20 protein-coding genes are annotated in these 24,289 nt (G+C 61.6%); 9 read left to right on the top strand and 11 right to left on the bottom strand.

Annotation, left to right across the window (positions count from 1 at the left end; all coding sequences use genetic code 11):
• Window positions 1–3: 3 nt before the first annotated feature.
• The 4 genes from cyoD to cyoA are packed head-to-tail and all read right to left on the bottom strand — an operon-like array spanning window position 4 to window position 4,230.
• Window positions 4–378 (bottom strand): cytochrome o ubiquinol oxidase subunit IV, encoded by a 375-nt coding sequence (gene cyoD / locus BM364_RS02790; RefSeq protein ID WP_092423796.1) that lies wholly within the window; start codon window positions 376–378, stop codon window positions 4–6.
• Between the two features lie 38 nt (window positions 379–416).
• The gene (gene cyoC / locus BM364_RS02785; protein WP_092420614.1) at window positions 417–1,046 is read right to left on the bottom strand and encodes a cytochrome o ubiquinol oxidase subunit III; all 630 of its coding nucleotides are present in this window, start codon (window positions 1,044–1,046) and stop codon (window positions 417–419) included.
• Entirely contained in the window at window positions 1,046–3,040 is a 1,995-nt protein-coding gene (gene cyoB / locus BM364_RS02780) for a cytochrome o ubiquinol oxidase subunit I (protein WP_092420612.1), read from the bottom strand. Before cyoB ends, cyoC begins: the two co-directional genes overlap by 1 nt.
• The gene (gene cyoA, locus BM364_RS02775; RefSeq protein ID WP_092420609.1) at window positions 3,037–4,230 is read right to left on the bottom strand and encodes a ubiquinol oxidase subunit II; all 1,194 of its coding nucleotides are present in this window, start codon (window positions 4,228–4,230) and stop codon (window positions 3,037–3,039) included. Before cyoA ends, cyoB begins: the two co-directional genes overlap by 4 nt.
• Before the next feature lie 200 nt (window positions 4,231–4,430).
• On the opposite strand from cyoA, the gene BM364_RS02770 reads away from it, so the two are divergent.
• From BM364_RS02770 to BM364_RS02750, 5 genes are all read left to right on the top strand, one after another.
• Complete coding sequence (locus BM364_RS02770) at window positions 4,431–5,759, top strand: MFS transporter (protein ID WP_092420606.1); 1,329 nt, start codon at window positions 4,431–4,433, stop codon at window positions 5,757–5,759.
• A gap of 176 nt (window positions 5,760–5,935) precedes the next feature.
• On the top strand, window positions 5,936–7,216 hold the full coding sequence (locus BM364_RS02765) for a Gfo/Idh/MocA family oxidoreductase (RefSeq protein WP_092420603.1): 1,281 nt from the start codon (window positions 5,936–5,938) through the stop codon (window positions 7,214–7,216).
• 134 nt (window positions 7,217–7,350) lie between these two features.
• Window positions 7,351–8,121, top strand: coding sequence for an SDR family NAD(P)-dependent oxidoreductase (locus BM364_RS02760; RefSeq protein ID WP_092420600.1), 771 nt, complete (start codon window positions 7,351–7,353; stop codon window positions 8,119–8,121).
• A gap of 80 nt (window positions 8,122–8,201) precedes the next feature.
• The gene (locus tag BM364_RS02755; protein WP_092420598.1) at window positions 8,202–8,675 is read left to right on the top strand and encodes a GNAT family N-acetyltransferase; all 474 of its coding nucleotides are present in this window, start codon (window positions 8,202–8,204) and stop codon (window positions 8,673–8,675) included.
• Window positions 8,676–8,854: 179 nt separating this feature from the next.
• Window positions 8,855–9,979, top strand: coding sequence for a DUF4214 domain-containing protein (locus tag BM364_RS02750; RefSeq protein WP_092420595.1), 1,125 nt, complete (start codon window positions 8,855–8,857; stop codon window positions 9,977–9,979).
• Between the two features lie 102 nt (window positions 9,980–10,081).
• On the opposite strand, the gene BM364_RS02745 is transcribed toward BM364_RS02750, so the two are convergent.
• Window positions 10,082–11,530 carry an NAD-dependent succinate-semialdehyde dehydrogenase gene (locus BM364_RS02745; RefSeq protein ID WP_092420592.1) on the bottom strand — a complete coding sequence of 483 codons (1,449 nt, stop codon included), beginning with the start codon at window positions 11,528–11,530 and terminating at the stop codon, window positions 10,082–10,084.
• Between the two features lie 232 nt (window positions 11,531–11,762).
• Here BM364_RS02745 and BM364_RS02740 point away from each other — a divergent pair, with 232 nt between their 5' ends.
• Entirely contained in the window at window positions 11,763–12,497 is a 735-nt protein-coding gene (locus BM364_RS02740) for a gamma-glutamyl-gamma-aminobutyrate hydrolase family protein (RefSeq protein WP_092420589.1), read from the top strand.
• Window positions 12,498–12,578: 81 nt separating this feature from the next.
• Entirely contained in the window at window positions 12,579–14,009 is a 1,431-nt protein-coding gene (locus BM364_RS02735; RefSeq protein ID WP_092420587.1) for an aminobutyraldehyde dehydrogenase, read from the top strand.
• Between the two features lie 15 nt (window positions 14,010–14,024).
• Here the strand turns inward: BM364_RS02735 and BM364_RS02730 are convergent, their stop codons facing one another.
• A complete protein-coding gene (locus BM364_RS02730) occupies window positions 14,025–15,182 on the bottom strand; it encodes an HPP family protein (RefSeq protein ID WP_092420584.1) in 1,158 nt (385 codons plus the stop codon).
• 342 nt (window positions 15,183–15,524) lie between these two features.
• Here BM364_RS02730 and BM364_RS02725 point away from each other — a divergent pair, with 342 nt between their 5' ends.
• Complete coding sequence (locus tag BM364_RS02725) at window positions 15,525–16,769, top strand: NAD(P)/FAD-dependent oxidoreductase (protein ID WP_092420581.1); 1,245 nt, start codon at window positions 15,525–15,527, stop codon at window positions 16,767–16,769.
• A 20-nt stretch (window positions 16,770–16,789) separates the two neighbouring features.
• Window positions 16,790–19,417: a nitrate reductase gene (locus BM364_RS02720; RefSeq protein WP_244542750.1), complete on the top strand. Its 2,628-nt coding sequence runs from the start codon at window positions 16,790–16,792 to the stop codon at window positions 19,415–19,417.
• Between the two features lie 21 nt (window positions 19,418–19,438).
• On the opposite strand, the gene BM364_RS18295 is transcribed toward BM364_RS02720, so the two are convergent.
• From BM364_RS18295 to BM364_RS02695, 5 genes are all read right to left on the bottom strand, one after another.
• Complete coding sequence (locus BM364_RS18295; RefSeq protein ID WP_210186376.1) at window positions 19,439–19,609, bottom strand: hypothetical protein; 171 nt, start codon at window positions 19,607–19,609, stop codon at window positions 19,439–19,441.
• Window positions 19,610–19,677: 68 nt separating this feature from the next.
• A complete protein-coding gene (locus tag BM364_RS02710) occupies window positions 19,678–20,937 on the bottom strand; it encodes an O-antigen ligase family protein (protein WP_092420572.1) in 1,260 nt (419 codons plus the stop codon).
• A complete protein-coding gene (locus tag BM364_RS02705; RefSeq protein ID WP_092420569.1) occupies window positions 20,934–22,064 on the bottom strand; it encodes a glycosyltransferase in 1,131 nt (376 codons plus the stop codon). Before BM364_RS02705 ends, BM364_RS02710 begins: the two co-directional genes overlap by 4 nt.
• A complete protein-coding gene (locus tag BM364_RS02700) occupies window positions 22,064–23,212 on the bottom strand; it encodes a glycosyltransferase (RefSeq protein ID WP_175528433.1) in 1,149 nt (382 codons plus the stop codon). The genes BM364_RS02705 and BM364_RS02700 overlap by 1 nt, the downstream gene beginning before the upstream one ends.
• An 11-nt stretch (window positions 23,213–23,223) precedes the next feature.
• Window positions 23,224–24,204 carry an NAD-dependent epimerase/dehydratase family protein gene (locus BM364_RS02695; RefSeq protein WP_092420563.1) on the bottom strand — a complete coding sequence of 327 codons (981 nt, stop codon included), beginning with the start codon at window positions 24,202–24,204 and terminating at the stop codon, window positions 23,224–23,226.
• Window positions 24,205–24,289: the final 85 nt, after the last annotated feature.

Here is a 24,289-nt window from a genome sequence, read left to right as displayed (position 1 = left end):
GCACTAAAGGAGATCGGCCGGGTTCATGATGTGTCCCGGCATCATGTTGGTATTGAGGTGGAACATGACCCACAGCGAACCGGACAAGGCGATGACGATGATGATGATGGTGAAAATTGCCGCCATCATCGTCCATCCGCCTTCGGACTTGGTGTTCATGTGGAGGAAGTAGATCATGTGGACCACGATCTGCACCGCACCGAAAGCCATGATCACGATGGTTGCGACCATTGTGTCGGCGATCACATCGGCCATGACCAGCCAGAAAGGAATGGCGGTGAGCACCACCGAAAGGGCGAAGCCGATCAGGTAGCTGCGGCGCGTGCCGTGATTGTGCTCTTCGTCATGCGCATCGGGATTGGGATGCGCATGGGCCATCCGCGCCGCGGTCAGACTGTCATTGGTGGTTTCAACACTCATCGCAGCATCCCCATCAGATAAACAACGGTGAAGACGCCGATCCAGATGACGTCAAGGAAGTGCCAGAACATGGAGAGGCACTGAACGCGAATCTTGTTGGCGGGAATGAGCCCCTTCATGCCGATCTGAACCAGAAGGATCACGAGCCAAAGAATGCCGAAAGCAACGTGCAGCGCGTGCGTGCCAACGAGCACGAAGAATGCCGACAGGAACGCGGAGCGCTGCGGGACAGCGCCTTCATGGATCAGGTGGTTGAACTCATAAAGCGTAAACCCCATGAACACTGCACCGAGAAGGCCGGTGATGATCAGCCAGATGATCGTGCCCTTCTGCTTGCCCTCCTCCATGTCCAGCATGGCAAAGCCATAGGTGATGGAGCTGAGCAGCAGCGCCGCTGTGCTCATCGCTACCAGCTTGAGGTCGAACAGGTGCTGGGGCGATGGACCGGCGGCATAATTGCCCCCAAGTACCCCATAGATGGCAAAGAGCGACGCGAAGATGAGGCAATCGCTCATCAGATAGATCCAGAACCCGATCTGGGTCGAGCCATGGGGTGCATGGTGATGCGGCACGAGTTCGTAGAACTGTGGGGCCTCACCGTCTGCGGTTTGAACCTGAGAACTCATTAGCGTGCTCCGCCCAGGATCTGCGTTCGTTCGTCTTCCACCTGCGTCACCGCTTCGGCCGGGATGTAGTAGTCACGATCGTAGTTGAAGGTGTGGATGATGGCGGCACCGATGATGGCAACGAAGCTCAGGATAGCCAGCCACCACATGTACCAGATGAGCGCAAAGGCAAGGACGGTGCTCAATGCGGCGATCACAACCCCCGTACCGGTATTACGCGGCATGTGGATCTCGAGGAAGTTCTGCGTCGGGCGCTGCGCATGCCGGCTCTTCATGTCCGCCCAGGCATCGTTGTCATGGATCACGGGTGTGAAGGCGAAATTGTACTGCGGGGGCGGCGAAGAGGTGGCCCACTCGAGCGTGCGGCCGTTCCAGGGATCGCCCGTTGTGTCCCACTCCTTGTTCTTGCCCAGGATCGACACGACGAACTGGATCACCATGGCCGCGATACCGCCGGCGATCACCAGCGCACCGATGCCAGCAATGATGAACCAGATCTGCAATGACGGATCATCGAAGGTGCGCAGACGGCGCGTCACGCCCATCAAGCCCAGCACATATAGCGGCCCGAAGGCGAGCCAGAACCCGACATTCCAGAGCCAGAACGAGATCTTGCCCCAGAAAACGTTGAGCTTGTAGCCGAACGCCTTTGGCCACCAGTAGTTTATGCCTGCGAAGATGCCGAACAGCACGCCGCCGATGATGACGTTGTGGAAGTGCGCCACAAGGAACAGCGAGTTGTGCAGCACGAAGTCGGCCGGTGGCACGGCAAGCAGCACGCCGGTCATGCCACCGATGGTGAAGGTCAGCATGAAGGCGATGAGCCACATCATGGGCAGCTCGAACCGGATACGACCCTTGTACATGGTAAAGAGCCAGTTGAAGATCTTGGCGCCCGTCGGGATCGAAATGATCATGGTCGTGATGCCGAAGAACGAGTTGACGCTCGCCCCCGATCCCATGGTGAAGAAGTGGTGCAGCCAGACAAGGTAGGACAGCACCGTGATCACCACGGTTGCATAGACCATCGAGGTATAGCCGAAGAGGCGCTTGCCCGAGAAAGTTGAAGCGACTTCGGAAAAGATCCCGAACATGGGCAGGATGAGGATGTAGACCTCCGGATGACCCCAGATCCAGATCAGGTTCACATACATCATCGGATTGCCCCCGAAATCGGAGGTGAAGAAATTGGTGCCGACATAGCGGTCGAGCGCCAACAGCGTCAGCACCGCCGTCAGGATCGGGAAGGACGCCACGATCAGGATGTTGGTGCAGAGCGAAGTCCAGGTGAAGACCGGCATCTTCATCAGCGTCATCCCAGGCGCGCGCATCTTGATGATGGTCGCGATCAGATTGACGCCCGATAATGTGGTCCCCACCCCGGCCACCTGCAGGGCCCAGATGTAATAGTCCACCCCAGAGGCAGGCGAGTGTTCGATGCCAGAGAGCGGCGGAAAGGCCAGCCAGCCGGTTTGGGCAAACTCACCGACGAACAGGCTCATCATCACGAGCACAGCGCCGCCCGCGGTCATCCAGAAGGAGAAATTGTTGAGGAACGGGAAGCTGACATCGCGCGCGCCGATCTGCAGCGGAATGATGTAGTTCATGAAGCCGGTAATCAGCGGCATGGCCACGAAAAAGATCATGATCACGCCATGGACCGAAAACAGCTGGTCGTAATGGTGGGCGTTGAGATAGCCCTCGGACCCGTTGAACGCGATCGCCTGCTGCAGCCGCATCATCAGCGCATCGGCAAAGCCGCGCAACAACATGACAAGGCCCAGCACCATGTACATGATGCCGATCTTCTTGTGGTCGACGCTCGTGAACCACTCCTTCCAGAGATAGCCCCAGAGCTTGAAATAGGTCAGTGCGCCGACAACGCCCACCCCGCCGATGGCGACAACGACGAAGGTGACGATGACGATCGGATCATAGGGCAGAACGTCCCAGGTCAGGCGACCGAAGATGATGGACCAGAATTCGTTGCTCATAGTGCGTCCGCCGGTATGGTTTCAGTGGAGGCCAGCTTGCCGGCGAGCCATTCGAGCGCGGGCGCATTGCTTTGCGCGACCGCTTCTCGGCGATCAAGGCCACGTCCCAGAAGTGGCGCGGTGCTGGGCGCAGCGATTGCCGGTAGCTTGGCGGTCATGGCGATGGCTTCGTCTGTCGAGCAGATGGCTGCAACATAGGTTTTTTGCGGACCGAACGGAGAGCGGTTGCGTTCGCCACCGCCATAGAGCTCGGGAGCCAGATTGTTGAGCCCTGCATGGCCAAGGCCTCCGCGCTCGTCGATCGACATCATCTCGCTCATGCACATCTTGTCGCGCTCGACGCACATGTTGACGATTGCGGTGTAAAGGCCGCTCTCGACACCGGCAAAGTGCATGACGGGCACATGTTCGCTTGGTTTTTCGACCTCGAGATAGCGCTGGCGGTTGAGCATGTCCGGCGAATTGCGAACATCGGCAACCCAGGTGTCGAACTCGGCATCGCTGACGCCCTTGGTTGCAAATTGCATGCCCGAAAAGCCATGGCCGCTATAGTGGGCGGCAATGCCCTTGTACTCGCCCGGCACGTTGATCACGCCATGGAGACGCGTCTGCATGCCCGGCATGGCATAGATCATGCCCGCCATGGCCGGGATGTAGAAGGAGTTCATGACCGTGGAGGCGGTCAGCTTGAAGCTGATCGGCCGGTCGACGGGCACGACCAGTTCGTTCACCGTGGCGATGTCGTATTGCGGGTAGATGAACATCCACTTCCAGTCGAGCGCAACCACTTCGACCTCGAGCTGCTCGACCCCTTCTGGCACGAGACGGTCCGGCCCGATGCGGGAGAGCTGGCGATAGGGATCGAGCAGATGGGTCGACACCCACGTCACCGCGCCAAGGCAGATGATAATGGCAAGCGGAGCGGCCCAGATGACGAGCTCGAGATGGGTCGAGTGATCCCAGTTCGGTTCGTATTTGGCGTCCGTGTTGCCCTGCCGGTATTTGCGGGCGAACACGACCACGAGCACCATCACGGGGATGATGATCAGCAGCATGAGCACAGTCGCGATGATGATCAGATCGCGCTGCTGCATGGCCACATCGCCCGCGGGCGCCATGACAACGGCATTACATCCGCCCAGAAGCGATGCAACGAGGGGAACGAGGAGAAATTTGGCAAATCGAGACATTGCGGCCCTTGGAAGGAAGACTGCACCTGGACTGCGGCCTACTCCTGTGGCTAGGCTTGCGCCATCGGACATTTTGTCCACTCGCATGTCGCCGCGCTATAATGCATGAGAAAACGAAATTGCCCACACTCGGGCATTTCTCTGCAGCAGCCGAAGCGCGACTGGGCAGATAAAATCAGTAATTTCAGGAGCTTAGCGAGATGGCCGCTTCTTCTACCCATGTCGGTGAAACATCGGCAGAACAAGATGCGCGCAATGTCAACGACAGCCACCGGCCAGTTGACGCGGGAGAAATCGCCATCGGTGTGATTATTGGTCGCACCTCCGAGTTCTTCGATTTCTTCGTCTATGCGATCGCCTCCGTGCTGGTTTTTCCCGCGGTTATCTTCTCCTTCACTGACCCGCTGACCGGGACCCTCCTCTCCTTTGCGGTCTTTGCCCTTGCTTTCGTGGCCCGGCCTTTCGGCACCGTCATCTTTTCGGCAGTCGACCGGAACTATGGACGCGGCGTCAAACTGACGATTGCCCTTATGTTGCTGGGCGTCTCGACGGTAGCGATCGCCTTCCTGCCCAGCTACGATCAGGTCGGCTGGCTGGCCATAGTGATCCTGATCATCTTCCGCATTGGCCAAGGCCTCGCCCTTGCAGGCGCTTGGGACGGTCTTGCTTCGCTGCTGGCCCTGAATGCGCCGCAGAACAAGCGCGGCTGGTATGCCATGGTGCCTCAGTTGGGCGCCCCGATCGGCCTGATCGTTGCGAGCGCGCTTTACGCCTATCTGTCCTCGGCCCTGTCGGCGGAAGATTTTCTGGCCTGGGGCTGGCGCTATCCGTTCTTTGTAGCCTTCGCGATAAACGTCGTGGCGCTTTTTGCGCGACTGCGCATTGTGGTGACGCCCGAATATACTGGCCTCTTCAAAAGCGGCGAACTCGTCCCCTCCACCATCCGCGAAACGCTGTCCAATGACTGGCGCAACATCGTCATCGGTGCCTTCGCGCCGTTGGCGAGCTTTGCCCTATTTCACATGGTCACAGTGTTCCCGCTCTCCTACGTCTTCCTCTACACTCAGGAAGCGCCTGCCAATTTCCTCGTCATCGAGATTTGTTCTGCCTTTGTGGGCCTCGCGGCCGTTGTGCTGTCGGGCTATCTCGCCGACCGGTTCGGACGGCGTTGGCTTCTCGGCGTCACCGCAGCGGCAATTGGCATTTTCTCGATCTCGGCTCCGCTCCTTCTAAATGCCGGTTCGAGTGGCGAAATCCTCTACATGGTGTCCGGCTTCATCCTGCTTGGTCTCGCCTTTGGCCAGTCATCGGGCGTCGTCGCCTCCAACTTCACCCGGCTCTACCGCTATACAGGCTCCGCCCTCACCTCGGATCTCGCCTGGTTGTTCGGCGCGGGGTTTGCTCCATTCGTGGCCCTGGCGCTCTCAAGCGCCTTCGGCCTGATCTCGTCGGGCGCCTACCTTCTTTCTGGCGCGATCTGCACGCTTGTCGCGCTCTACCTCAACCGGCAACTGGCCCGTACCAACTAAGAAACAGTTCAATCTGGATCATCCTGTGCGCTGTCACGAAAGTGGCAGCGCACATTGTCTTTTCAGCGCCGGAAAAAAGAGATAGTGATGGCACGCAATCTTGTATGGTACATGGTGTCACGCCGCAAAAGTACTTTCGCGGCGACTATCGAGAGACGGAACGGCGAGGAGCAGAAATGGCCAAAACATACGCAATCGTGGGTACGGGCGGCCGGGCCAGGATGTTCTACGAGGCTATTCTGGGACCGCACAAGGACAGCTCACGAATCGTGGCACTGTGCGACACCAACCAGACCCGCATGGACTTCACCAACCGGCTCTTCACCGATGAACTCGGGGGCAAGGCGGTGCCGACGTTCAAGGCGGGTGAATTTGATCGCATGATCGCCGAAACTAAGCCCGATTTCGTGATCGTCACTTCGGTGGATCGCACCCACCACAAATATATCGTCCGCGCCATGGAGCTCGGCTGCGACGTCATCACCGAAAAGCCGATGACGATCGACAAGGAAAAGTGTCAGCACATCCTCGATGCCGTGGAGCGCACCGGGCGCAATGTCCGTGTGACCTTCAACTATCGCTATGCTCCGCACAACTCGGCCCTGCGCGAACTGATCGCCGAAGGCGTGATCGGCACCCCGACCTCCATCCACTTCGAGTGGCTGCTCGATACCCGTCACGGCGCCGACTACTTCCGCCGCTGGCACCGCGACAAGCGCAATTCTGGCGGCCTGATGGTGCACAAGTCGACCCACCATTTCGACCTCGTCAACTTCTGGCTCGGCTCGCAACCCGATACCGTTTTTGCCATGGGTGACCTGAAGTTCTACGGCCGCGCCAATGCCGAAGAGCGCGGCGTATTCACCTCCTATACGCGCACCACGGGCGTCGAGGCGGCCAAGAACGACCCCTTCGCCATCGACCTCACCTCCAACCCCATACAAAAATCGCTCTATTGGGACGCGGAGAAGGAAGACGGCTACCAGCGCGATCAGAACGTCTTCGGCGATGGCATCTCCATCGAAGACACGATGAACGTCATGGTCCGCTACCGCAACAAGGCGGTGATGACCTATTCGCTTTACGCCTATGCACCCTGGGAAGGGTTCAACGTCGCCATCAATGGTACGGGCGGGCGCCTAGAGCTGACGGTGCATGAAAACTCCTACATCAATGCCGGCTCGACCTCCGACACCGAGGGCTCGGCCAAGGGCGTGAAGCTCTATCACTTCCCGCTGCATGGCGAACCGCGCGTCATTCCCATCAAGCACGCCGAAGGCGGACATGGCGGCGGCGACAAGATCATGCTCGAGGAGATCTTCGGCAATGCCACGCCTCGGCCTGGCTATGGTGCTGATCATCGCGATGGCGCCCTGTCGATCCTGACGGGCATCGCTGCAAATCAGTCCTTCGCGACTGGCCTGCCGGTAGATGTGAGAAGCCTCGTCAGGCTCTAGTTCGACTGCACTGTGCAGAATCGCGGGGCTCCGCTAGCCCTTGTGGAACTGGACCTTGCTTAAGCTAGGCCCTTTGCCACAAGCTGGGACGAAAGGTCGGAAGGGACCGATCTCTGTTCCCAAGGAGCCCCGTCATGTCCGCTTTCGCGCTCTATCCAAGTCTTGTCGGCATGCCGGTTGTTATCTCGGGTGGCGCTTCCGGCATTGGTGAATCGCTTGTCCGCCAGTTTGCGGCACAGGGCAGCAAGGTCGGTTTCGTCGACATCCAGGCCGAACGCGGGACCGTCCTGGCGCAGGAGCTGAAAAGCGCCGGACACTCGGTGCTTTTCACCGCTTGCGACATCACTGACACCCAAGCATATCGGGCAGCCATCTCCGGCTTTGCCAAGGCTCATGGCGACGCCCTTGTGCTCATCAACAATGCCGCACATGATCAGCGGCATGAGTGGGCGGACGTAACGCCGGCCTATTGGGACGAACGTATGGCCGTCAATCTCAAGCACAGCTTTTTTGCCATCCAATCTGTCGCCAACGGCATGATTGCCGCCGGCCGCGGCTCGATCATCAATACAGGCTCCATCAGTTGGATGATCATGAGCCCCAAGATCCCCGTCTACGAAACTGCCAAAGCTGCGACCCACGGCCTAACCCGCGGCATGGCGCGGGAACTGGGCAAACACGGCATTCGCGTCAACACACTTGTGCCCGGCTGGGTGATGACGGAGAGGCAATTGACTCATTGGGTGGATGATGCGGCAGAAGCGCAGATCGACAAGGACCAGGCACTAGCCGGACGTGTCGGACCAGATGACGTCGCCCGCATGGCACTTTTTCTCGCCGCTGACGACAGCGCCATGATCTCTGCCCAGCAATTTGTGGTCGACGGCGGTTGGGCGCATGCCTGAGCGGGTGCGCATTTCGGTGCGTTGACCCTTTCAGCATCCCCATCTAGCCTCCTTGTAAAAACTCACCCCTAGAGGACGCAATGGATCTGCTCGTCAATCTTTATAGTCAGCGGCTTGACGACTTGGGCCGGCGGGTCGAAGCCACGGCGGCGATCATACGCCTGGCCCTGCCGCCCGAGCAGCACCTCATAAAGCACTGGGTCCGCAGCAATTTCTCAGAGTATTGGGTTAGCGAAGTCACCGCCGCTATGGCGCACCAGCCGCCCGGCTGTTTTGTTGCGACGGTGGATGGACAACTCGTCGGCTTCGCTTGCTACGATGCCACTGCACGCGGGTTTTTTGGCCCTACAGGCGTTTCGGAAGCTCATCGCGGCAAAAGTATAGGCATAGCACTGCTCTACCACACGCTCGCCGCGATGAAGGCGCAGGGCTACGCTTATGCCATCATCGGCTCGGCGGGGCCGGTCGACTTCTACGTCAACGCCCTTGGCGCCCTCCCTATCCCGGCAGCCGAGGGAGAGAGTATCTACAGAGGCATGCTGCGCAGCGAGTAGATAGAAATGAAGTTTTCAAATCGGGAAACACGACAAGACTCTTCACACCAACCCTGCTACAAAGTATATCTAAAAATATACTAAAATGCTGAAAGTCAGCGGATTCACGTACCTGTGTATTATACTCGACTTCGCCTGAGTGCTCGAAAACTCTCCTCACCCAAAAACAGGAGAGAAAATTGGGACTTCTGGGAAGCGTACTCGATCTCGACAAGACTCTGAACGGCATCCTCGGCGGCGGGAGCGGGGGGTCCTCGGGCCTATTGAGCCCCGTGACTAATCTCGTAGCCAATCTGACGAATATTGGCGGCGGCAGCGGAACTAGCGGTGGAATCGAAAATCTTCTTGATCTCGAATTGCTCAACGACAAGGGCGTCGTGCAGCTTACGCTCCTGGGCAAGGATATCGTCGTCCTGCCCGACAATGGCGGCATCATCGAGACAGATTTATTGTCCGATGGTGACATATTGGGAGGATTAACCGGAGGAATTACAAATATCATCGAGCTTGATGGCCTCCTCAGCGACGCCGGACTACTCAATCTCACCGGGCTTCTGGGAGATGATGGTATTTTATCGCTTGACGGTATTCTTGGGGAGGTTCTGGGACTACTTGGCATCATCCTCACGCCTCGAGATCCCAATGATCCGCTGGATCCGGATGCTCCGGTAGATCCCAAGGATTTCGAGAACCAGCTGATCGGCACGTCGGCTAAAGACACGTTCACCATGCCTCAATCCTCGACCTATGTAGATGGAAGAGGCAATATCGACACTGCCAATTTCGCCCGCAGCGCAGAGGGACTAAGTTTTGCTGTTGGCAAAGACGCAGTTCTTTTCGCAGAGGGTGACGATATTTATTACCTGCGCGATGTAGAACGCATCAACTTCTTTGAAGGAACACTTCTTCTTGATACCGGAGCAGGTGAGAATGCTGGCATGGCTTACCGGCTATACCAGGCAGCTTTTGATCGTATCCCGGATGCCCCGGGTCTTGAATATTGGATCGGTCGCCTTGACAGCGGTAATGTAAGCTTGACGGCGATTGCCGACAGCTTCATTCACTCGCCAGAATTCATTCGCACATTCGGCACAAAGGAAACTGTGTCCAACGAGAAATTTGTCGAACTTCTATATACTCACACCCTGGCTCGAGATTTCGATCAATCAGGCCTCGATTACTGGGTTGAACGCCTCGATAACAACATGACCAATCGCGGCGACCTTCTTGCCTTCTTCTCAGAAAGCGAAGAAAATCAGGCTCGTGTTGCCGAAGCCATCGACAACGGGATCTGGCTTGCCTGAGGTAGCAATTTAGCTGCGGAAGGAGTGTTCTGGTTGGTGTTCGGGTAGCATCTTGCTAACCCGAACACCCGCTTTTGTGCCATCCGTTGCGGATTGGTTGTTTTAAGCCAATCCGCCGATGCAGGCATATTTGAGTTCGAGGAATTCGGTAATTCCGTGGTGGGAGCCCTCGCGGGAATTGCCGCTCTCCTTGACCCCGCCAAAGGGGGCGAGTTCGGTGGAGATGAGGCCGGTATTGACGCCCACCATGCCATATTCAAGGCGCTCGGTGACATGGAAGACGCGAGCGGCGTCGCGCGTATAGAAATAGGCGGCAAGGCCGGTGTCGGTCGCATTGGCTGCAGCGATGGCTTCGTCTTCGGTGGTGAAGCGAAAGACCGGTGCGAGAGGGCCGAAGGTTTCTTCGCCGGCAAGGGTCATCTCGCCGGTGGCGCCAGTCAATACGGTGGGCTGGAAGAAGGTGCGCCCGCGCGGGTCCCTTTTGCCACCGATCAGAATTTCGGCACCCTTGGCAACGGCATCGGCGATGTGGGCCTCGACCTTAACGACTGCGTCTTCGGTGATGAGAGGACCCTGCATGACGCCGTCCTCGAAACCGTCACCCAGTTTGAGCTGCGCGACACGGGCGACGAGCTTTTCGACGAACCGGTCGTGAATAGCATCCTGAACATAGATGCGATTGGTGCAGACGCAGGTCTGGCCCATGTTGCGGTATTTGGATTGGATCGCGCCCTCGACAGCTGCATCGAGATCGGCGTCGTCGAAAACGATAAAGGGTGCGTTGCCGCCGAGTTCAAGAGCGACCTTCTTGACCGTGGTGGCGGCCTGCCGCATCAGGATCTTTCCGACTTCCGTGGACCCGGTGAAGCCCACAAGGCGCACCTTGGGATGACTGGTCAACACGCCGCCGATGGCGATAGCGTCTCCGGTAAGGACATTGATTGCGCCCGGGGGAAAGCCGGCGCGACGCGCGAGTTCGGCCAGCGCCAGGGCGGTGAGCGGAGTTTCGGGCGCGGGCTTGATGACCACGGTACAGCCAGCAGCAAGCGCCGGACCGACCTTGCGGGTGATCATGGCAGCTGGAAAATTCCACGGGGTGATGGCAGCGACGACGCCGATCGGCTGGCGCAAAACCATGATACGGGCATCGGCACGGTGCGACGCAAGCATTTCGCCGGCAACGCGCTTGGCCTCCTCGGCGTAGAATTCGATATAGGAGGCGGCGTAGTCGATCTCGCCCAGCGCCTCGTTGAAGGGCTTGCCCTGTTCGGAGGTGAGGATTGTGGCAAGATCTGTCCGATGGGCCATGATGAGATCGAACCAGGTCCGCAGGATGGCGGAACGCTCCTTGGCTGTGCGCCCCGCCCAGAGGGGAAAGGCTACAGCGGCAGCTTCCACCGCCTGCTCTGCCTCCGGGGCACTCAGGTCAGGAACCTGCGCCAGTGTTTCACCCGTGGATGGATTGGTGACATCGAGCGCAGGCGAACCGACAAAGGCGCCATCGATAAAGCATTGTGAAACAAGAATCGTCGGATCGGAAAGCGTGCGCATCAAAAATCCTGGTTTGGCGCCAGACCGGAACTGCCTGGCCGGATAGGTCCGAACGCGCGGCGCGCGAAAACGTGCGGGCAGTGGCAGGTCCGGACAGGATCAGGATGGCACCTGGCAAGACGAAGCACCAGAGCATGCGCGCGCAATCGTGAGAAATACGGCGACTGCGGGTTGACGTGATGGCTGCGGCAGCCAAGGTTCAGACCGAAGATTTCTTGCAAGCGTCCGTTTCATGTCCAGAAATGCAAAACCCGTGATCGGGGTCATCTCCTGCAATCGCCCCATCGAGGGCGAGGAAGGCTATACGGTCAAGCGCCGCTATGTGGATGCGGTGGCGCTTTATGCCGACGCCGTGCCACTGATCATTCCCAGCCTTCCCGATGCTGCGGATGCTGCCGCCATGATCGAGCGGCTCGACGCAGTGCTGTTGACCGGCAGCAGTTCCAATATCGAGGGGCACCGTTACGGGGTCCCTGGCGGAAGAGATCCGTTCGATCCGAAACGCGATGCCATGGCGATGGGGATCATCGCAGCCGCAGGCGAGACGGGAAAGCCGGTCTTCGGGGTGTGCCGGGGATTGCAGGAAATCAATGTGGCGCTGGGCGGAACGCTGCGCGATCAGCGCGACGGGCCCGGCGGCTCTGTCGAGCATCATGCGCCGGATGGAGTAGCACTCGAAGCCATGTTCGGCCATTGCCATCGTGTTGAAACCGTGCCGGGAACACCGCTGGCTGCGATCATGGGCACCGCTCCGATCGGGATCAACAGCGTACACTATCAGGCGATCGACAAGCTGGCCGAGGGTCTGACCGTCAATGCCCGGGCCGAAGATGGCGTGGTGGAAGCGGTATCGCGCGGAGGCCCTGCCCCCATCCTGGCGGTGCAATGGCACCCGGAGTGGCAGCCGGAAGGGCGTGCGCACGATCTTGCTTTTTGGCGGGAAGTCGGGCGCCTTGCGCGCGGCTGAGGCCCGCCGAAACCGACGGCGCCTATTTCTCCGATTTGAAACTGCAGCGCCCAAGCGCGGCCAAGACCCAGGAATTGTTACATGAGCTACCAGACGCACCTCTTTATCGATGGCGCTTATGAAGGGGGAAACGGCCCGAGCCTGCCCGCGCATGAGCCGGCAACGGGCAGGCTCATGGCCGATGTCGCATCGGCCGATCCCGGACAGATCGACCGCGCGGTGCGTGTCGCGCATGCAGCTTTTGCCGGGTGGAGCCAGACAACGCCGAAGGCGCGAAGCCTCGCGCTGTTGCGCATGGCCGATGCGATCGAGGACCGGGCTGAAGCGCTTGCCGATGTGGAAGCGGCCAATGCCGGCAAGCCCTGGCGCTTCGTCAAGGCGGGCGAACTCGCCAATGTGGCCGATGTCTTCCGCTTTTTCGGCACGGCCGTGCGCAACATGCCCGCCACCGCCGCCAATGGCTATCGCTCGAGCCAGCACACGAGCCTGATGCGCCGCGACCCCATCGGGGTGATTGCCTCGATCGCGCCCTGGAACTATCCGCTGCTGATGGCGGCCTGGAAGATCGCGCCGGCCGTGGCGGCCGGCAATACGGTCGTGATCAAGCCCTCGGAGAATACGCCACTCAGCCTTTTGCTGCTGGCTTCGATCCTGAGCGAGTTTTTGCCCAAGGGCGTGGTCAATGTAGTGACCGGCAATGGACCGGATGTAGGACAGGCACTGATCACCCACGACCTTGTGCGCATGATCTCGCTGACCGGGGATGTGCGCACCGGCCGGGCGGTGCTCAAGGCCGCGGCAGGCGAGACGATCAAGCGCACCCATCTCGAACTCGGCGGCAAGGCTCCGGTGATCGTTTGCGCCGATGCCGACCTCGACCGGCTGGTGGATACGCTGCGCGAAGCGAGTTTCTACAATGCGGGACAGGATTGCACGGCCGCCTGCCGTGTCTTTGCCGATCGCTCCATCGCCGATAAGGTGACCGAGAGGCTTTCGACCATGATCGGTTCGCTGGTTTATGGCGCGCCACAGGAGAACGATGTGGAATTCGGGCCGCTGATCACGGCTGCGCAACGGGACCGCGTCGCCGGGTTCGTTGAGCGGGCACGCGGCGCTGGCGCAGAGATCGTGGCCGGCGGAAAAACACCTGAGCGCGAGGGCTATTATTACGAGCCAACGCTGGTCACTGCCCCCATCACCGCGGAAATCGTGCAAAAGGAAGTGTTTGGGCCGGTGGTGACCGTAACAGCGTTCGATGAGCCGGAGACCGCGCTCAACTGGGCCAACCAATCCGAATATGGCTTGGCCTCATCGGTCTGGTCACGCGATGCCAGCCTTGCCATGCAGATCGCCAACCGGCTAGAATATGGGGTGACCTGGGTCAACACCCATGGGGTCTTTGCCACCGAGATGCCCCATGGCGGGATGAAGAATTCCGGCTACGGCTCGGATCTCTCCATGCAATCGCTGCTCGACTATACCCAGATCCGGCACATCATGCTCGCCTCGTGACGGGCCTGATCCGGATCAGGCGCTGAGCGCCAGTTCTGCGGCATTGACCCGGAACAGGGCGGCAACCACATCGGACTGGGTGACCATGCCGACGAGCCTGCTTTCCGCATCGACCACGGGCACATGGTGATGACCGGTTTCGGCCATCACCTGCACGATGCGGGCAATGGGCGTGTTGGCAAGGACCGTGCGTACCGAAGGCGTCATGACATCGCGCGCCTTGCCTCGAAGGGGGCGATCCGAATTGTTGATCGAGCGCAGGCGCCAGCCAAGGCCTGAGCCGGTGGCCGAGGGCCCCCAATCGGCCTTGTCGAGAAGATCGGTCTGGGTGAGGATCCCCACGACGCGGCGCTCTGCATCGACTACCGGCAAGGCCTTGATGCCATTGCTGCGCAGAAGGCGCAGGGCTACCCGGAGCGAGGTGCTCGGCGCCACGCTGGCCACTTTTTGCGCCATGACCGCTGCGGCAACGACTCCGCCGGAGCGCCGGGCGAAAGCCAGGATTTCAGCGCGCTGCAACACCTCTTCGAGATCGTTGGGATCAACGGGGACGATTTCGTCGCGTTCACGAATGGCGGAAGCAAGATCATGCACCGTGACGCCCAGGCCACCGCCCGGAAGCGGGGTGGCGGTGGGAAGATGCGGCTGGATGGCATGCGGATAGGGCTTGCCGGTCAAGCGATTGTAAAGCGTTGCCACCAGCACCAGGGCAAGCGAGCCGCTGAGCACCGGCCAGAGCACGAAGAGATAGCCCAAATCATGAATGGCGGGACCGCCGATCGCTGCCGTCAACGCCACCGCTCCGCTGGGGGGATGAAGGCATTTGAGGCTGAGGAGCGCGAGAATGGCGGCCCCCAGCGCAAGTGCTGCGGCGAGGGCTTCCTGAGGCACAAAGAGGGCACTGGTGACCCCGATCGCAGCCGCGATGCCATTACCCCCGAGAACCGCCCAAGGCTGGGCCAAAGGGCTCGCCGGAACCGCAAACAACAAAACCGCCGAAGCGCCGAGCGGCGCGATCAGCAGCGGCACATGTAGATGGGCGGCAGTGAGAAAGCCCAGGCCAGCAATGGCAAGAATGCCAAGAAGGGCGCCGATGGCGGCGCGGAGGCGCTCGGCTGGACTGACGGAAACAAGGGCCGGATGAAGGCGCGACCAAAAGCGGGAGAAGATCATGGCCGGTTCCTAGCCGAGACTGTCCACTGCGCCAAGGCACGGCCAACCAAAGGCGCCTTCTGGCGCGGAAACCTTTTCGTACCGGGCGCGCGTACTGCCCAAACTTTACGCAGGGCGCTGCGGTTTGGGCGAAATGGTTGGTGTGCGGAGGGGAGGAAGCAGGGTTTCCCGTGAGTTTGGGTTGGCATGGAACATGCATCGACTGCGACCGTGAGATGATCACAGGCGTCCAATGATGGGCGCAGGCACAGCCGCCATTGACCTTCGGCCCGAGCGGGCCGGCAGATCAATGGCGGCTTTTTTGTTTCTGCGTTTCCAGCGGGCGGAATCGGCGAGGTGAGAATGGAAAAGCTTGTGGTGATCGGCGCGGGAATGGCGTCGGGACGCTTTCTCGAGCATCTGACCGAGAGGAACCGCGAGCGGTTTGAGATTACGCTGTTCGGTGCCGAGGCGCTGGGCACCTATAACCGGATCCTTCTTTCCCCCGTTCTGGCGGGGGAGATGGCGTTGGACGAAATCGTGACGCATGGGCCGGACTGGTATCGCGAGCGGGGGATCACCGTGCATCTTGGGAACGCGGTGACCGCCATCGACCGGGGAAAGCGGCAGGTGATCTCACGGCGCGGGGCGACGCCCTATGACCGGCTGGTGATCGCGACGGGATCGGCCCCGGCCATGCCGCCCCTGCCCGGCATCGGATTGCGCGGCGTGACCGCATTTCGAGACATTGATGATCTCCAGCGCATGCTGAGAGTGGCGCAGGTGCCGGGGCGGCGCGCCGTGGTGATCGGAGGTGGCCTTTTGGGCCTTGAAGCCGCGGCGGCCCTGCACCAGCGGGGCATGACGGTGTCGGTGCTTCATCTCAAGGGGCATTTGATGGACCGGCAACTCGATCCGGCCTCCGCCGCGCTTTTGGCTCGCGAGTTCGAGCGGCGGGGCATCCGCATCGTCTTGGGTGCCGCAACCAGGGCGATCCTGGGGAGCGGGCATGTGGAAGCGGTGGCGCTTGAAGACGGTTCGGTGATCGAAGCGGACCTGGTGGTGATGGCAGCCGGTATCCGGCCAGAGACGCGGCTGGCGACGGATGCGGGGCTTTATGTGGAGCGCGGCATCGTGGTCGATGATGGCATGGCGACATCGGACCCTGCGGTTCTGGCGCTCGGTGAATGCGCCGAGCACGATGGCGTGTGCTATGGGCTTGTGGCCCCGCTCTACGACATGGCGCGGGTCGCTGCGGCCCGACTGCACGGAGGAGAGGCCACGTTCCGGCCGGTTCGCACGGCGACGCAGCTCAAGGTGTCAGGGGTTTCGGTGTTTTCGGCGGGCGATTTTGCCGGAGCGGGGGATCGCGAGGATATCGTCTTGCAGGACGAAGCGGCCGGCGCCTATCGGCGGCTGGTGCTCAAGGACGGGCGCCTCCTCGGCGCCGTGCTTTATGGCGACGTGACGGATGGATCCTGGTTTTTCGATCTCGTGCGCGAGGGGGCCGATACCGCCCCGATACGCGAGCTGATGATTTTTGGCCGAGGGCTGGCCGACAGTGCGGCGCTTGAGCCCTATGGCGGCCGCTGCAGCCTGCCGGGTTGAGCGCCATGACGGAAACCTTCGTGACCGATTCAGCGCAGAAGACGGTGCGCACCACCTGCCCCTATTGCGGAGTGGGATGCGGGGTGCTCGCCCGGCCAGAGGCCGATGGGAGCGTCACGATTGCAGGCGATCCCGATCACCCGGCCAATTTCGGCCGGCTCTGTTCCAAGGGCGCGGCGCTGGGAGAAACCCTGTCGCTGCGGGATCGGCTGCTGCATCCGCAGATCGAGGGTCAGGAGGTGCGGTGGGACGAGGCACTCGATTTCGTGGCAGAGCGGTTCACAGCAGCGATCCGGCAGTTCGGGCCGGACAGCGTTGCCATCTATGGCTCGGGGCAATTGCTGACCGAGGATTATTATGTCGCCAACAAGCTGATGAAAGGATTTGTCGGCAGTGCCAATATCGACACAAATTCCCGGCTCTGCATGGCGTCCTCGGTGGCCGGGCACAAGCGCGCATTCGGGTCCGATACGGTGCCGGGAAATTATCGCGACCTCGAACTGGCCGATCTCGTGGTGCTGGTGGGCAGCAACCTTGCCTGGTGCCATCCAGTACTGCACCAGCGCCTGATGGCGGCCAAGGCGGTGCGGCCGGACATGCGCATCGTCGTCGTCGATCCCCGCCGGACCGTGTCAGCCGATGGGGCGGATCTCCATCTGCCGATCCGCGCCGATGGAGATATCGCCCTTTTTGCCGGCCTATTGCAGCATCTGGCGACGAGGGATAGCGGTTCCGACTATGCGGCGGCGCATACCCTTGGCAGCCAAGCCGCGATCCTTGCCGTGCGGAACTGGGACCTCGCACGCGTGGCCGAAGCGACAGGCATTGCGGAACGCGATCTCTCGACCTTTTACAGCTGGTTCGTGGGCACCGAAAATGTGGTGACGGTTTATTCCCAAGGGGTGAACCAATCGGCGACCGGCAGCGACAAGGTCAATGCCATCATCAATTGCCACCTTTATTCCGGGCGCATCGGACGGCCGGGCATGGGGCCTTTTTCGGTAACGGGACAACCCAATGCCATGGGTGGGCGCGAGGTGGGCGGGCTTGCCAACATGCTCGCAGCGCATATGGATTTCACTCCGGACGCCATCGATCGGGTTGGGCGGTTCTGGGGCGCAAAACGGATGGCGCAGAAGCCGGGACTGCGGGCCGTCGAACTGTTCGATGCCATGGCGGCGGGGCGTATCAAGGCTGTCTGGATCATGGGGACCAATCCCGTCGTGTCCATGCCGGATGCCGATCGGGTGCGGGACGCCCTCAAGACCTGCCCATTTGTGGTCGTTTCGGACATGACGGCGCGCACCGACACAGCCGAACTGGCCCATGTGCTGTTGCCAGCCGCCCCCTGGGGCGAAAAGGACGGCACGGTGACCAATTCTGAACGGCGCATCTCGCGCCAGCGGCCTTTTCTCGCCCCGGCCGGAGAAGCACGCCCAGACTGGTGGATGATCACCGAGGTTGCGCGGCGCATGGGGTTTGCCAAGGCCTTTCCCTACAACAGCCCGGGCGAGATCTTTAGAGAGCATGCTCTTCTTTCCGGCTTTGAAAACGGGGGCAAGCGCGACTTCGACATCTCGGGACTGCTTGCGGGTGGGTATGAGACCATGGACCCCACCCAGTGGCCGGTGCGCGAGACGCCGACGGCGCGGCTTTTTGCCGGTGGCGAATTTTATACGCCGGACGGCAAGGCAAGGCTGCTGCCCATTACGCCCCCTCCTCCCATCACAAGGGTGCCGGGTCGTCTGATGCTCAATACCGGGCGGGTCCGGGACCACTGGCATACGATGACGCGGACCGGCAAAACGGCGCGCCTTTCCGCCCACTTTGCCGAGCCCTTTGTCGAGATCCACCCCGAGGACGCGCGACGTCTCGGGATCCGCAAGGCAAGCCTTGTGCGGCTCGCGCGAGGCGGCAGGGAAGCAGTGGTGCGGGCGCTGGTGACAGAAAGGCAGCAGCCGGGCAATGTATTCGTGCCCATGCACTGGACCGGGCAATTCGCATCAAGCGGGCGCGTCGATGCGCTTGTTGCTCCGCAGATCGACCCTGTTTCGGGTCAGCCGGCCCTCAAGATGAGCACGGTCACGGTCGAGCCCTGGCGCACCGCGCTCCACGGCTTTTTCGTCGCGACCGAACGACCGCGCCTCGACATGGATTACTGGGCCTGGGCCGAAGCGGCGGGCGGTGTCAGGGGCGAGTTTGCCCTTAAAGAGGAGCCCGCGTACTGGGAGGGCTGGATTGCCGAGCGATTTGGCGACGGTACGGATGTGCAAAGGCTGAGCGTCGGGGACCGGCACGCAGGACGCCGCAGCTTTGCCGGGGTGAGAAACGGCAGGCTCGCCTTCGCTCTCTTCGTGTCGCCGGACCCGGTGCTGGTGGCGCGCGAATGGGTGGTGGGGCAACTCGAGGCGGAAAAGATCGACGGGATCAGGATCCTTGCAGGTCGACCGGGCGCCGATATGCCTGACAGGGGCCCGATCGTCTGCGCCTGCCACGGGGTCGGCCGCAACACGATTCGTGCGGCGGTGCGCGGTGGCGCCGAAAGCCTCGACGCGGTGGGTGCGGCGACCAGGGCCGGCACAAATTGCGGCGCGTGCCGCAGCGAAATCGCCACGCTGATCCGGACGGAAACGGCGATGGTAGACTAGACGGCGCTGAATCACGGCACTTCAGGCAAGGAGCGCCACGAAGACGAGGCGGAAAAGGTTGAAGAGGCCGAAGACCGCAAGCCAGGCTGCAAGGGCCAGAACGACCACCACGGCGCCGCGCGGATAGCGTCCCGACCACGCCAATGCTCGCCGGCCCGCCCGCTCAAGCATTTCTCGCTTGCCTTGTCTCACCTGCATGATCCCCAGATGATATCGCAGGAGTGACGAATGGGCCATAGGAGCGATTGCACGCCAGCAATTCAGCGCCAAATGACCCTTTTGCGCGTGCCGATGACCAGCAGCGCGAAGAGCCAGAGCGATGGCGAGGCCTGGGCCGTGCTCTCGAAGCCATTGAGGAGCGCCAGCCCGGCAGCGAGTGCAGCCCGCAGGGACCAGACGGGATCAAGGCGCAGCAGCGCCCGACGCGTGCTGCCGAAAAAGACCAACAGGAGCCAGAGGCAATAGACCATGAGCGCAGGCAACCCCAGCTCGACGAAGAGCGAGAGATAGCCGCTATGAGGCGTCTGGATGGTGGGCAGGCCGAGCGCCAGGCGAACAAGGGGCAGCATGTGTTCGGAACTGTCGATGGTCGCCCAACCCCAGCCGGTCCATGGCCGCTGCCAGGCAAAATCGAGGAACCGCGCCCAGATTTCGGTGCGTCCGGTGAAGGTGATATCCCGCCCCAGCAACTGGGCGAGAGGCGCGAGGACGCTGGGCAGAAGCAGGACGGCGCCCGCAGCGAGGAGCACTTGGCTTGCCATGGCGACGGACCAGGGCACCCGCGCCCGGGAGAACAGCCGGTTCAACGCGAGGACCCCAAGGCCCAGCGCTGCGACGCCGAGCGCCGTCGCCGACTGCGCACCGGCAAGGCAGGCGAGCGTTGCAGCGCCGAAGACCCAGTCTCGCCGGCACGGTGCCGTGCGACTGCGCCAGCAACCACACAGCAAAATGAGCGAAAAGGCGGCGCATTGGCCAAGGGCATTCTTGTGGCCGAACACGCCCTTCCAACGCCCGGCATCGAAACCCTGCATGGTGCCGAACGGAATAAACAGTGCCGCAAGGACAGAGAGGACGAGGAGCGCGCCAAGCAGATCGAGCACCGTGCGCGAAATGTCGGGAGGTTGGAAGCGATAACGGAAAAAGATGCAGGTGGCGAAAAAGAGCAGGCTCGTGCGCACCATGCCCAAAGTATTGCCGAAGGCACTGGTGGTGAGGAGCGAACTGACACCGAGCAGGAGAAAGAGGAGAAAAAGCGGTTCGGCAAGAACGACGGCTGTGGGACGGAGCATCAGAAGACGCAGCGCGCCGTAAAGGCAGGCGGCCTGAAAGGCGAGATCGATCACCCTTATGCCGGGCGCGGCATCCGTGGTGATCGAGGAGGGGAAATACCAGGCGCGGGATAGCCACAGGATCACCAGAAAGAGGCAGGCTCGATCAAGCAGCACCAGAAGGCTTTGGCTCGGGCGGTGCACCATGCGCCCGGTGCGGGGCAGAGCGAGGTGGATAGTCTCGGCGCTCATGGAGTGGCCCCTGCCCCATGCGCATCGAGCACGCCGTCATAGATGCGCTCAAGATTGGCAGAGCAGTGCCGGATATCGAAGCGATCCTGCATGTGGCGGGCGGCTGCAGCGCCCATGCGCGCGGCGAGAGCGGGATCATCGAGGAGAGTGAGATAGGCTTGGGCAAGACGGGAGACATCGTGGGGATCGATGGCAAAACCTGTCACGCCATGGCGAAGGGTTTCCGCCGTGCCGGTCCGATCCGAAGTGACAACGGGAATGCCATGGGCCTGCGCCTCAAGGAGAACGAGACCCAATCCTTCGGAGTGGCCCGTTGGCAATTCGCGGCTTGGCAGGGTGAAGAGGCGCGCCGTGGCGATGATCCCCTGCGTTTCCGCCGGCGATTTGGGGCCGTGGTAGGTTATCCCGCGGTTTCGAGCCGCGTGGGCTTCGACGAGGGGGCGCAGGGGACCATCGCCGACCACGTGCAGTTGCGCATCGGGACGGGAGCGGAGGACCAGCGCGAAGGCTTCGAGCACCGCATCGATCCCTTTTTGAGCAACGAGGCGGCCGGCATAAACGATGCGCGGCGGGGCGGATGCGACATCGGCTATGCCCTTGGCGGGCAGCGGGATGCCGAGAGCATGGGTGCGCACGCGCGCGGGATCGAAGCCGAGCGAAAGGACGCGGCCGCGCAGATAATCGGACACCGGAAGAATGCGGGCGGGCGAGCGCACAAGCGCCCGTCGCGCCAGCGCAAAAGACAGAGCATAGGGCGAGCGGAGCGAAGCGCGGACGGCAACGTCGTGTCCGTGGGCGGTGACGAGCAACGGCACGCCGAGCCGCACCGCAAAGGGGCGAATGAAGGCACCATTGGTCAGATAGTGCGCATGGATGAGATCGGGCTTGATCTCGGCAAGCAGACGCTCAAGCGGGGGGCAGAAGCCGAGACGATAGGCAATGCGCGCGCGCCGGCCGGGCGGATTGTTCCAGAGCACCGTGCGTTCGACCTCGGGATGATGATCCCCGCTGCGGGACAGGGCCAGAAGCGTGAAATCATAGCGGCGGAGGGCGCGGCAATGGGCGGCGATAAAGGTTTCGGTGAGGGCGAGCGCGGTTTCGGTGAACACCAGTACGCGCGGCTTCATCAGGCAAGGGCCGGCTGGCGCGTGGGCGAAAGTGCCGAAAGGCTTTGACTGATGGCGGCGCGGAAGCGCCGGTGCCGGTCTTCCGCCCAGGCGGTGGCGGCGGATCGGGCAACGGGTGGTGCCGCCAAGGCCGCAAGGAGGGAGCGGGCAAATTCGGGCGCGGTTTGCGCGCTGGCAACGAAGACTGGCACGGCATCAATGCCGCGCAGGCCCAAAGGGGTGCTGACGAGCCGCGTGCCAACGGCAATGGCATCGAGCGTCTTGAGCTGAATGCCGCTACCAGCGGTGGTCGGAACCGCAAGCACGCCGACGCTGCGCAGGAAGTGGACGGGGTCCTCGACAAAGCCGAGGCCGCGCAGGTTCGGCCCTGCCCCATTCGCCATTTCTGAGCCGCGCCCGGCGACGTGAATGCGCAGATGGGACGGCAGGCGGGGATAGATTTCGTCGATGAACCAGCGCAGGCCCGCGCGGTTGACATCCCAGCTCCAGGTGCCGAGGAGGCCGATATCGGCGGTCTGCGGAACCGGGTAAAAAGCGGGGACGGGACGTGCCGGCAGCGGCATGGCGTGCACTTTTGCCGTGCCGAGGCGGTCGAAGACGGCTTTATCGGTGCTGGAAAGCGTCCAGACCTGATCGGCACGGCGGGCGAGTGCGGTCTGAAGATGACCGAGGAGGCGCGCCTCGCGGCGCAGCAGCGCCCGCTTGAGGGGATTGGACGTGATTTCAGCCTGCCGGGCATAAAGCGCTGCTTCGTCATTATGCGCGATGACCACCAGGCGGGGGGCGAGACGCCGGGCCATGGGGAGAAGCCAGCCCATCTGCGCGTGATCGATCACCAGGAGATCGGCCGGCGCGGCGCGCAGGAGCCGGTCGAGATAAAGGGGCGAGCGGAACTTTTCGCAGACATAGGGGCGGCCTGTGGCAAGGGCGCCGGCGAGCCAAGTGAATGAAGAGAGCCCGGCATTCCTGGTTTCGATGGCGCGCGCGGGCATGGGGACGGAGCCCGGAGGGGACGTGTGGCTGTTTCGAGGGTAGCCGAAAACCGTCACCTCGTGCCCAGCGTCGCAGATGGCCCGGACAAAGGCGGCGCTGGCGATCTCTCCGCCACTGGTTTGCCTATGCGGCAGCACGGTGGTGGCAAAGAGCACGCGCATGGCCTTCAGGCAGCGGCGCGATTGAGGGCGCGGACCTGGCTCTCGATCCAGCCATAGGTCTTTTCAAGACCGGTGCGCAGCTTCTGGCTCGGACGCCAGCCCAGTTGTTGCTCGATCAGGCGATTGTCCGAATTCCGGCCACGCACGCCCAATGGCCCGGGGATATGATTTTTATGCAGGGTCTTGCCGGCAATCGCGCAAACCATGTCGACGAGCTGGTTGATCGAGACCATCTCGTCCGAACCGATATTGACCGGCTCTGCGACATCGGAGCGGGCAAGGCGCAGCGTGCCTTCGATGCACTCGTCTACGTAGAGAAACGAGCGCGTCTGCTGGCCATCGCCCCAGATTTCGATGTCGCCGTGATGGGTGGCCATAGCGACCTTGCGGCAGATGGCAGCGGGCGCCTTTTCGCGGCCGCCCATCCAGGCGCCGCAGGGGCCGAAGACATTGTGGTAGCGCGCGATACGGTTGGCCATGCCGTGATTGCGATTATAGGCGAGATAGAGACGCTCGGAAAAGAGCTTTTCCCAGCCATAGTCGCTGTCGGGCGCGGCGGGATAGGCGGAAGCTTCGGCGCAATTGGGCGTATCAGGCGCGCTCTGATTGTACGCGGGATAGATGCAGGCCGAGGACGAGTAGAAGACGCCCCGAATGCCCCGTCGCTGCGCGAGATCGGCGAGATTGGCATTGATTAGAACGGAATTGTGCATGATCCGGGCATCATGCTCGCCGGAAAAGATATAGCCGGCTCCGCCCATGTCGGCGGCAAGCTGATAGACCTCGTCGAAGTCCCGATCGAGTGCACGATCAACAAGCGAGAGATCGCGCAGATCGCCGAGCATGAAGTCATCCGCCTCGGTCTGGCTGAAAGCGGGCGGCACCAGATCCACACCGCGGACCCAGAAGCCTTCGCGCTTGAGGCGGCCGACAAGGTGATGGCCGATGAACCCACCGGCACCGCAGACAAGGGCAGTTTTGACCATGGCTATCCCACTTCGATTTCGACACGAGGAGATCAAGGCTAGAGCTTTTTCGCAGGCACACCGTGCCGGCGGCCATGGGAGATAG

It is taken from the genome of Devosia crocina (genome assembly GCF_900116545.1).
Lineage (GTDB): Bacteria > Pseudomonadota > Alphaproteobacteria > Rhizobiales > Devosiaceae > Devosia > Devosia crocina.
This window is presented reverse-complemented; position numbering and strand designations above follow the sequence as displayed.

What these genes read in the sequence shown, in the direction of transcription:
- cyoC (WP_092420614.1), bottom strand. Translation starts at nt 1,046, where the DNA reads ATGAGTTCTCAGGTTCAAACCGCAGACGGTGAGGCCCCACAGTTCTAC.
- BM364_RS02740 (WP_092420589.1), top strand. Translation starts at nt 11,763, where the DNA reads ATGTCCAGAAATGCAAAACCCGTGATCGGGGTCATCTCCTGCAATCGC.
- BM364_RS02760 (WP_092420600.1), top strand. Translation starts at nt 7,351, where the DNA reads ATGTCCGCTTTCGCGCTCTATCCAAGTCTTGTCGGCATGCCGGTTGTT.
- BM364_RS02730 (WP_092420584.1), bottom strand. Translation starts at nt 15,182, where the DNA reads ATGATCTTCTCCCGCTTTTGGTCGCGCCTTCATCCGGCCCTTGTTTCC.
- cyoB (WP_092420612.1), bottom strand. Translation starts at nt 3,040, where the DNA reads ATGAGCAACGAATTCTGGTCCATCATCTTCGGTCGCCTGACCTGGGAC.
- BM364_RS02710 (WP_092420572.1), bottom strand. Translation starts at nt 20,937, where the DNA reads ATGAGCGCCGAGACTATCCACCTCGCTCTGCCCCGCACCGGGCGCATG.
- BM364_RS02695 (WP_092420563.1), bottom strand. Translation starts at nt 24,204, where the DNA reads ATGGTCAAAACTGCCCTTGTCTGCGGTGCCGGTGGGTTCATCGGCCAT.
- BM364_RS02765 (WP_092420603.1), top strand. Translation starts at nt 5,936, where the DNA reads ATGGCCAAAACATACGCAATCGTGGGTACGGGCGGCCGGGCCAGGATG.
- cyoD (WP_092423796.1), bottom strand. Translation starts at nt 378, where the DNA reads ATGGCCCATGCGCATCCCAATCCCGATGCGCATGACGAAGAGCACAAT.
- BM364_RS02770 (WP_092420606.1), top strand. Translation starts at nt 4,431, where the DNA reads ATGGCCGCTTCTTCTACCCATGTCGGTGAAACATCGGCAGAACAAGAT.
- BM364_RS02755 (WP_092420598.1), top strand. Translation starts at nt 8,202, where the DNA reads ATGGATCTGCTCGTCAATCTTTATAGTCAGCGGCTTGACGACTTGGGC.
- BM364_RS02735 (WP_092420587.1), top strand. Translation starts at nt 12,579, where the DNA reads ATGAGCTACCAGACGCACCTCTTTATCGATGGCGCTTATGAAGGGGGA.
- BM364_RS02705 (WP_092420569.1), bottom strand. Translation starts at nt 22,064, where the DNA reads ATGAAGCCGCGCGTACTGGTGTTCACCGAAACCGCGCTCGCCCTCACC.
- BM364_RS02745 (WP_092420592.1), bottom strand. Translation starts at nt 11,530, where the DNA reads ATGCGCACGCTTTCCGATCCGACGATTCTTGTTTCACAATGCTTTATC.
- cyoA (WP_092420609.1), bottom strand. Translation starts at nt 4,230, where the DNA reads ATGTCTCGATTTGCCAAATTTCTCCTCGTTCCCCTCGTTGCATCGCTT.
- BM364_RS02725 (WP_092420581.1), top strand. Translation starts at nt 15,525, where the DNA reads ATGGAAAAGCTTGTGGTGATCGGCGCGGGAATGGCGTCGGGACGCTTT.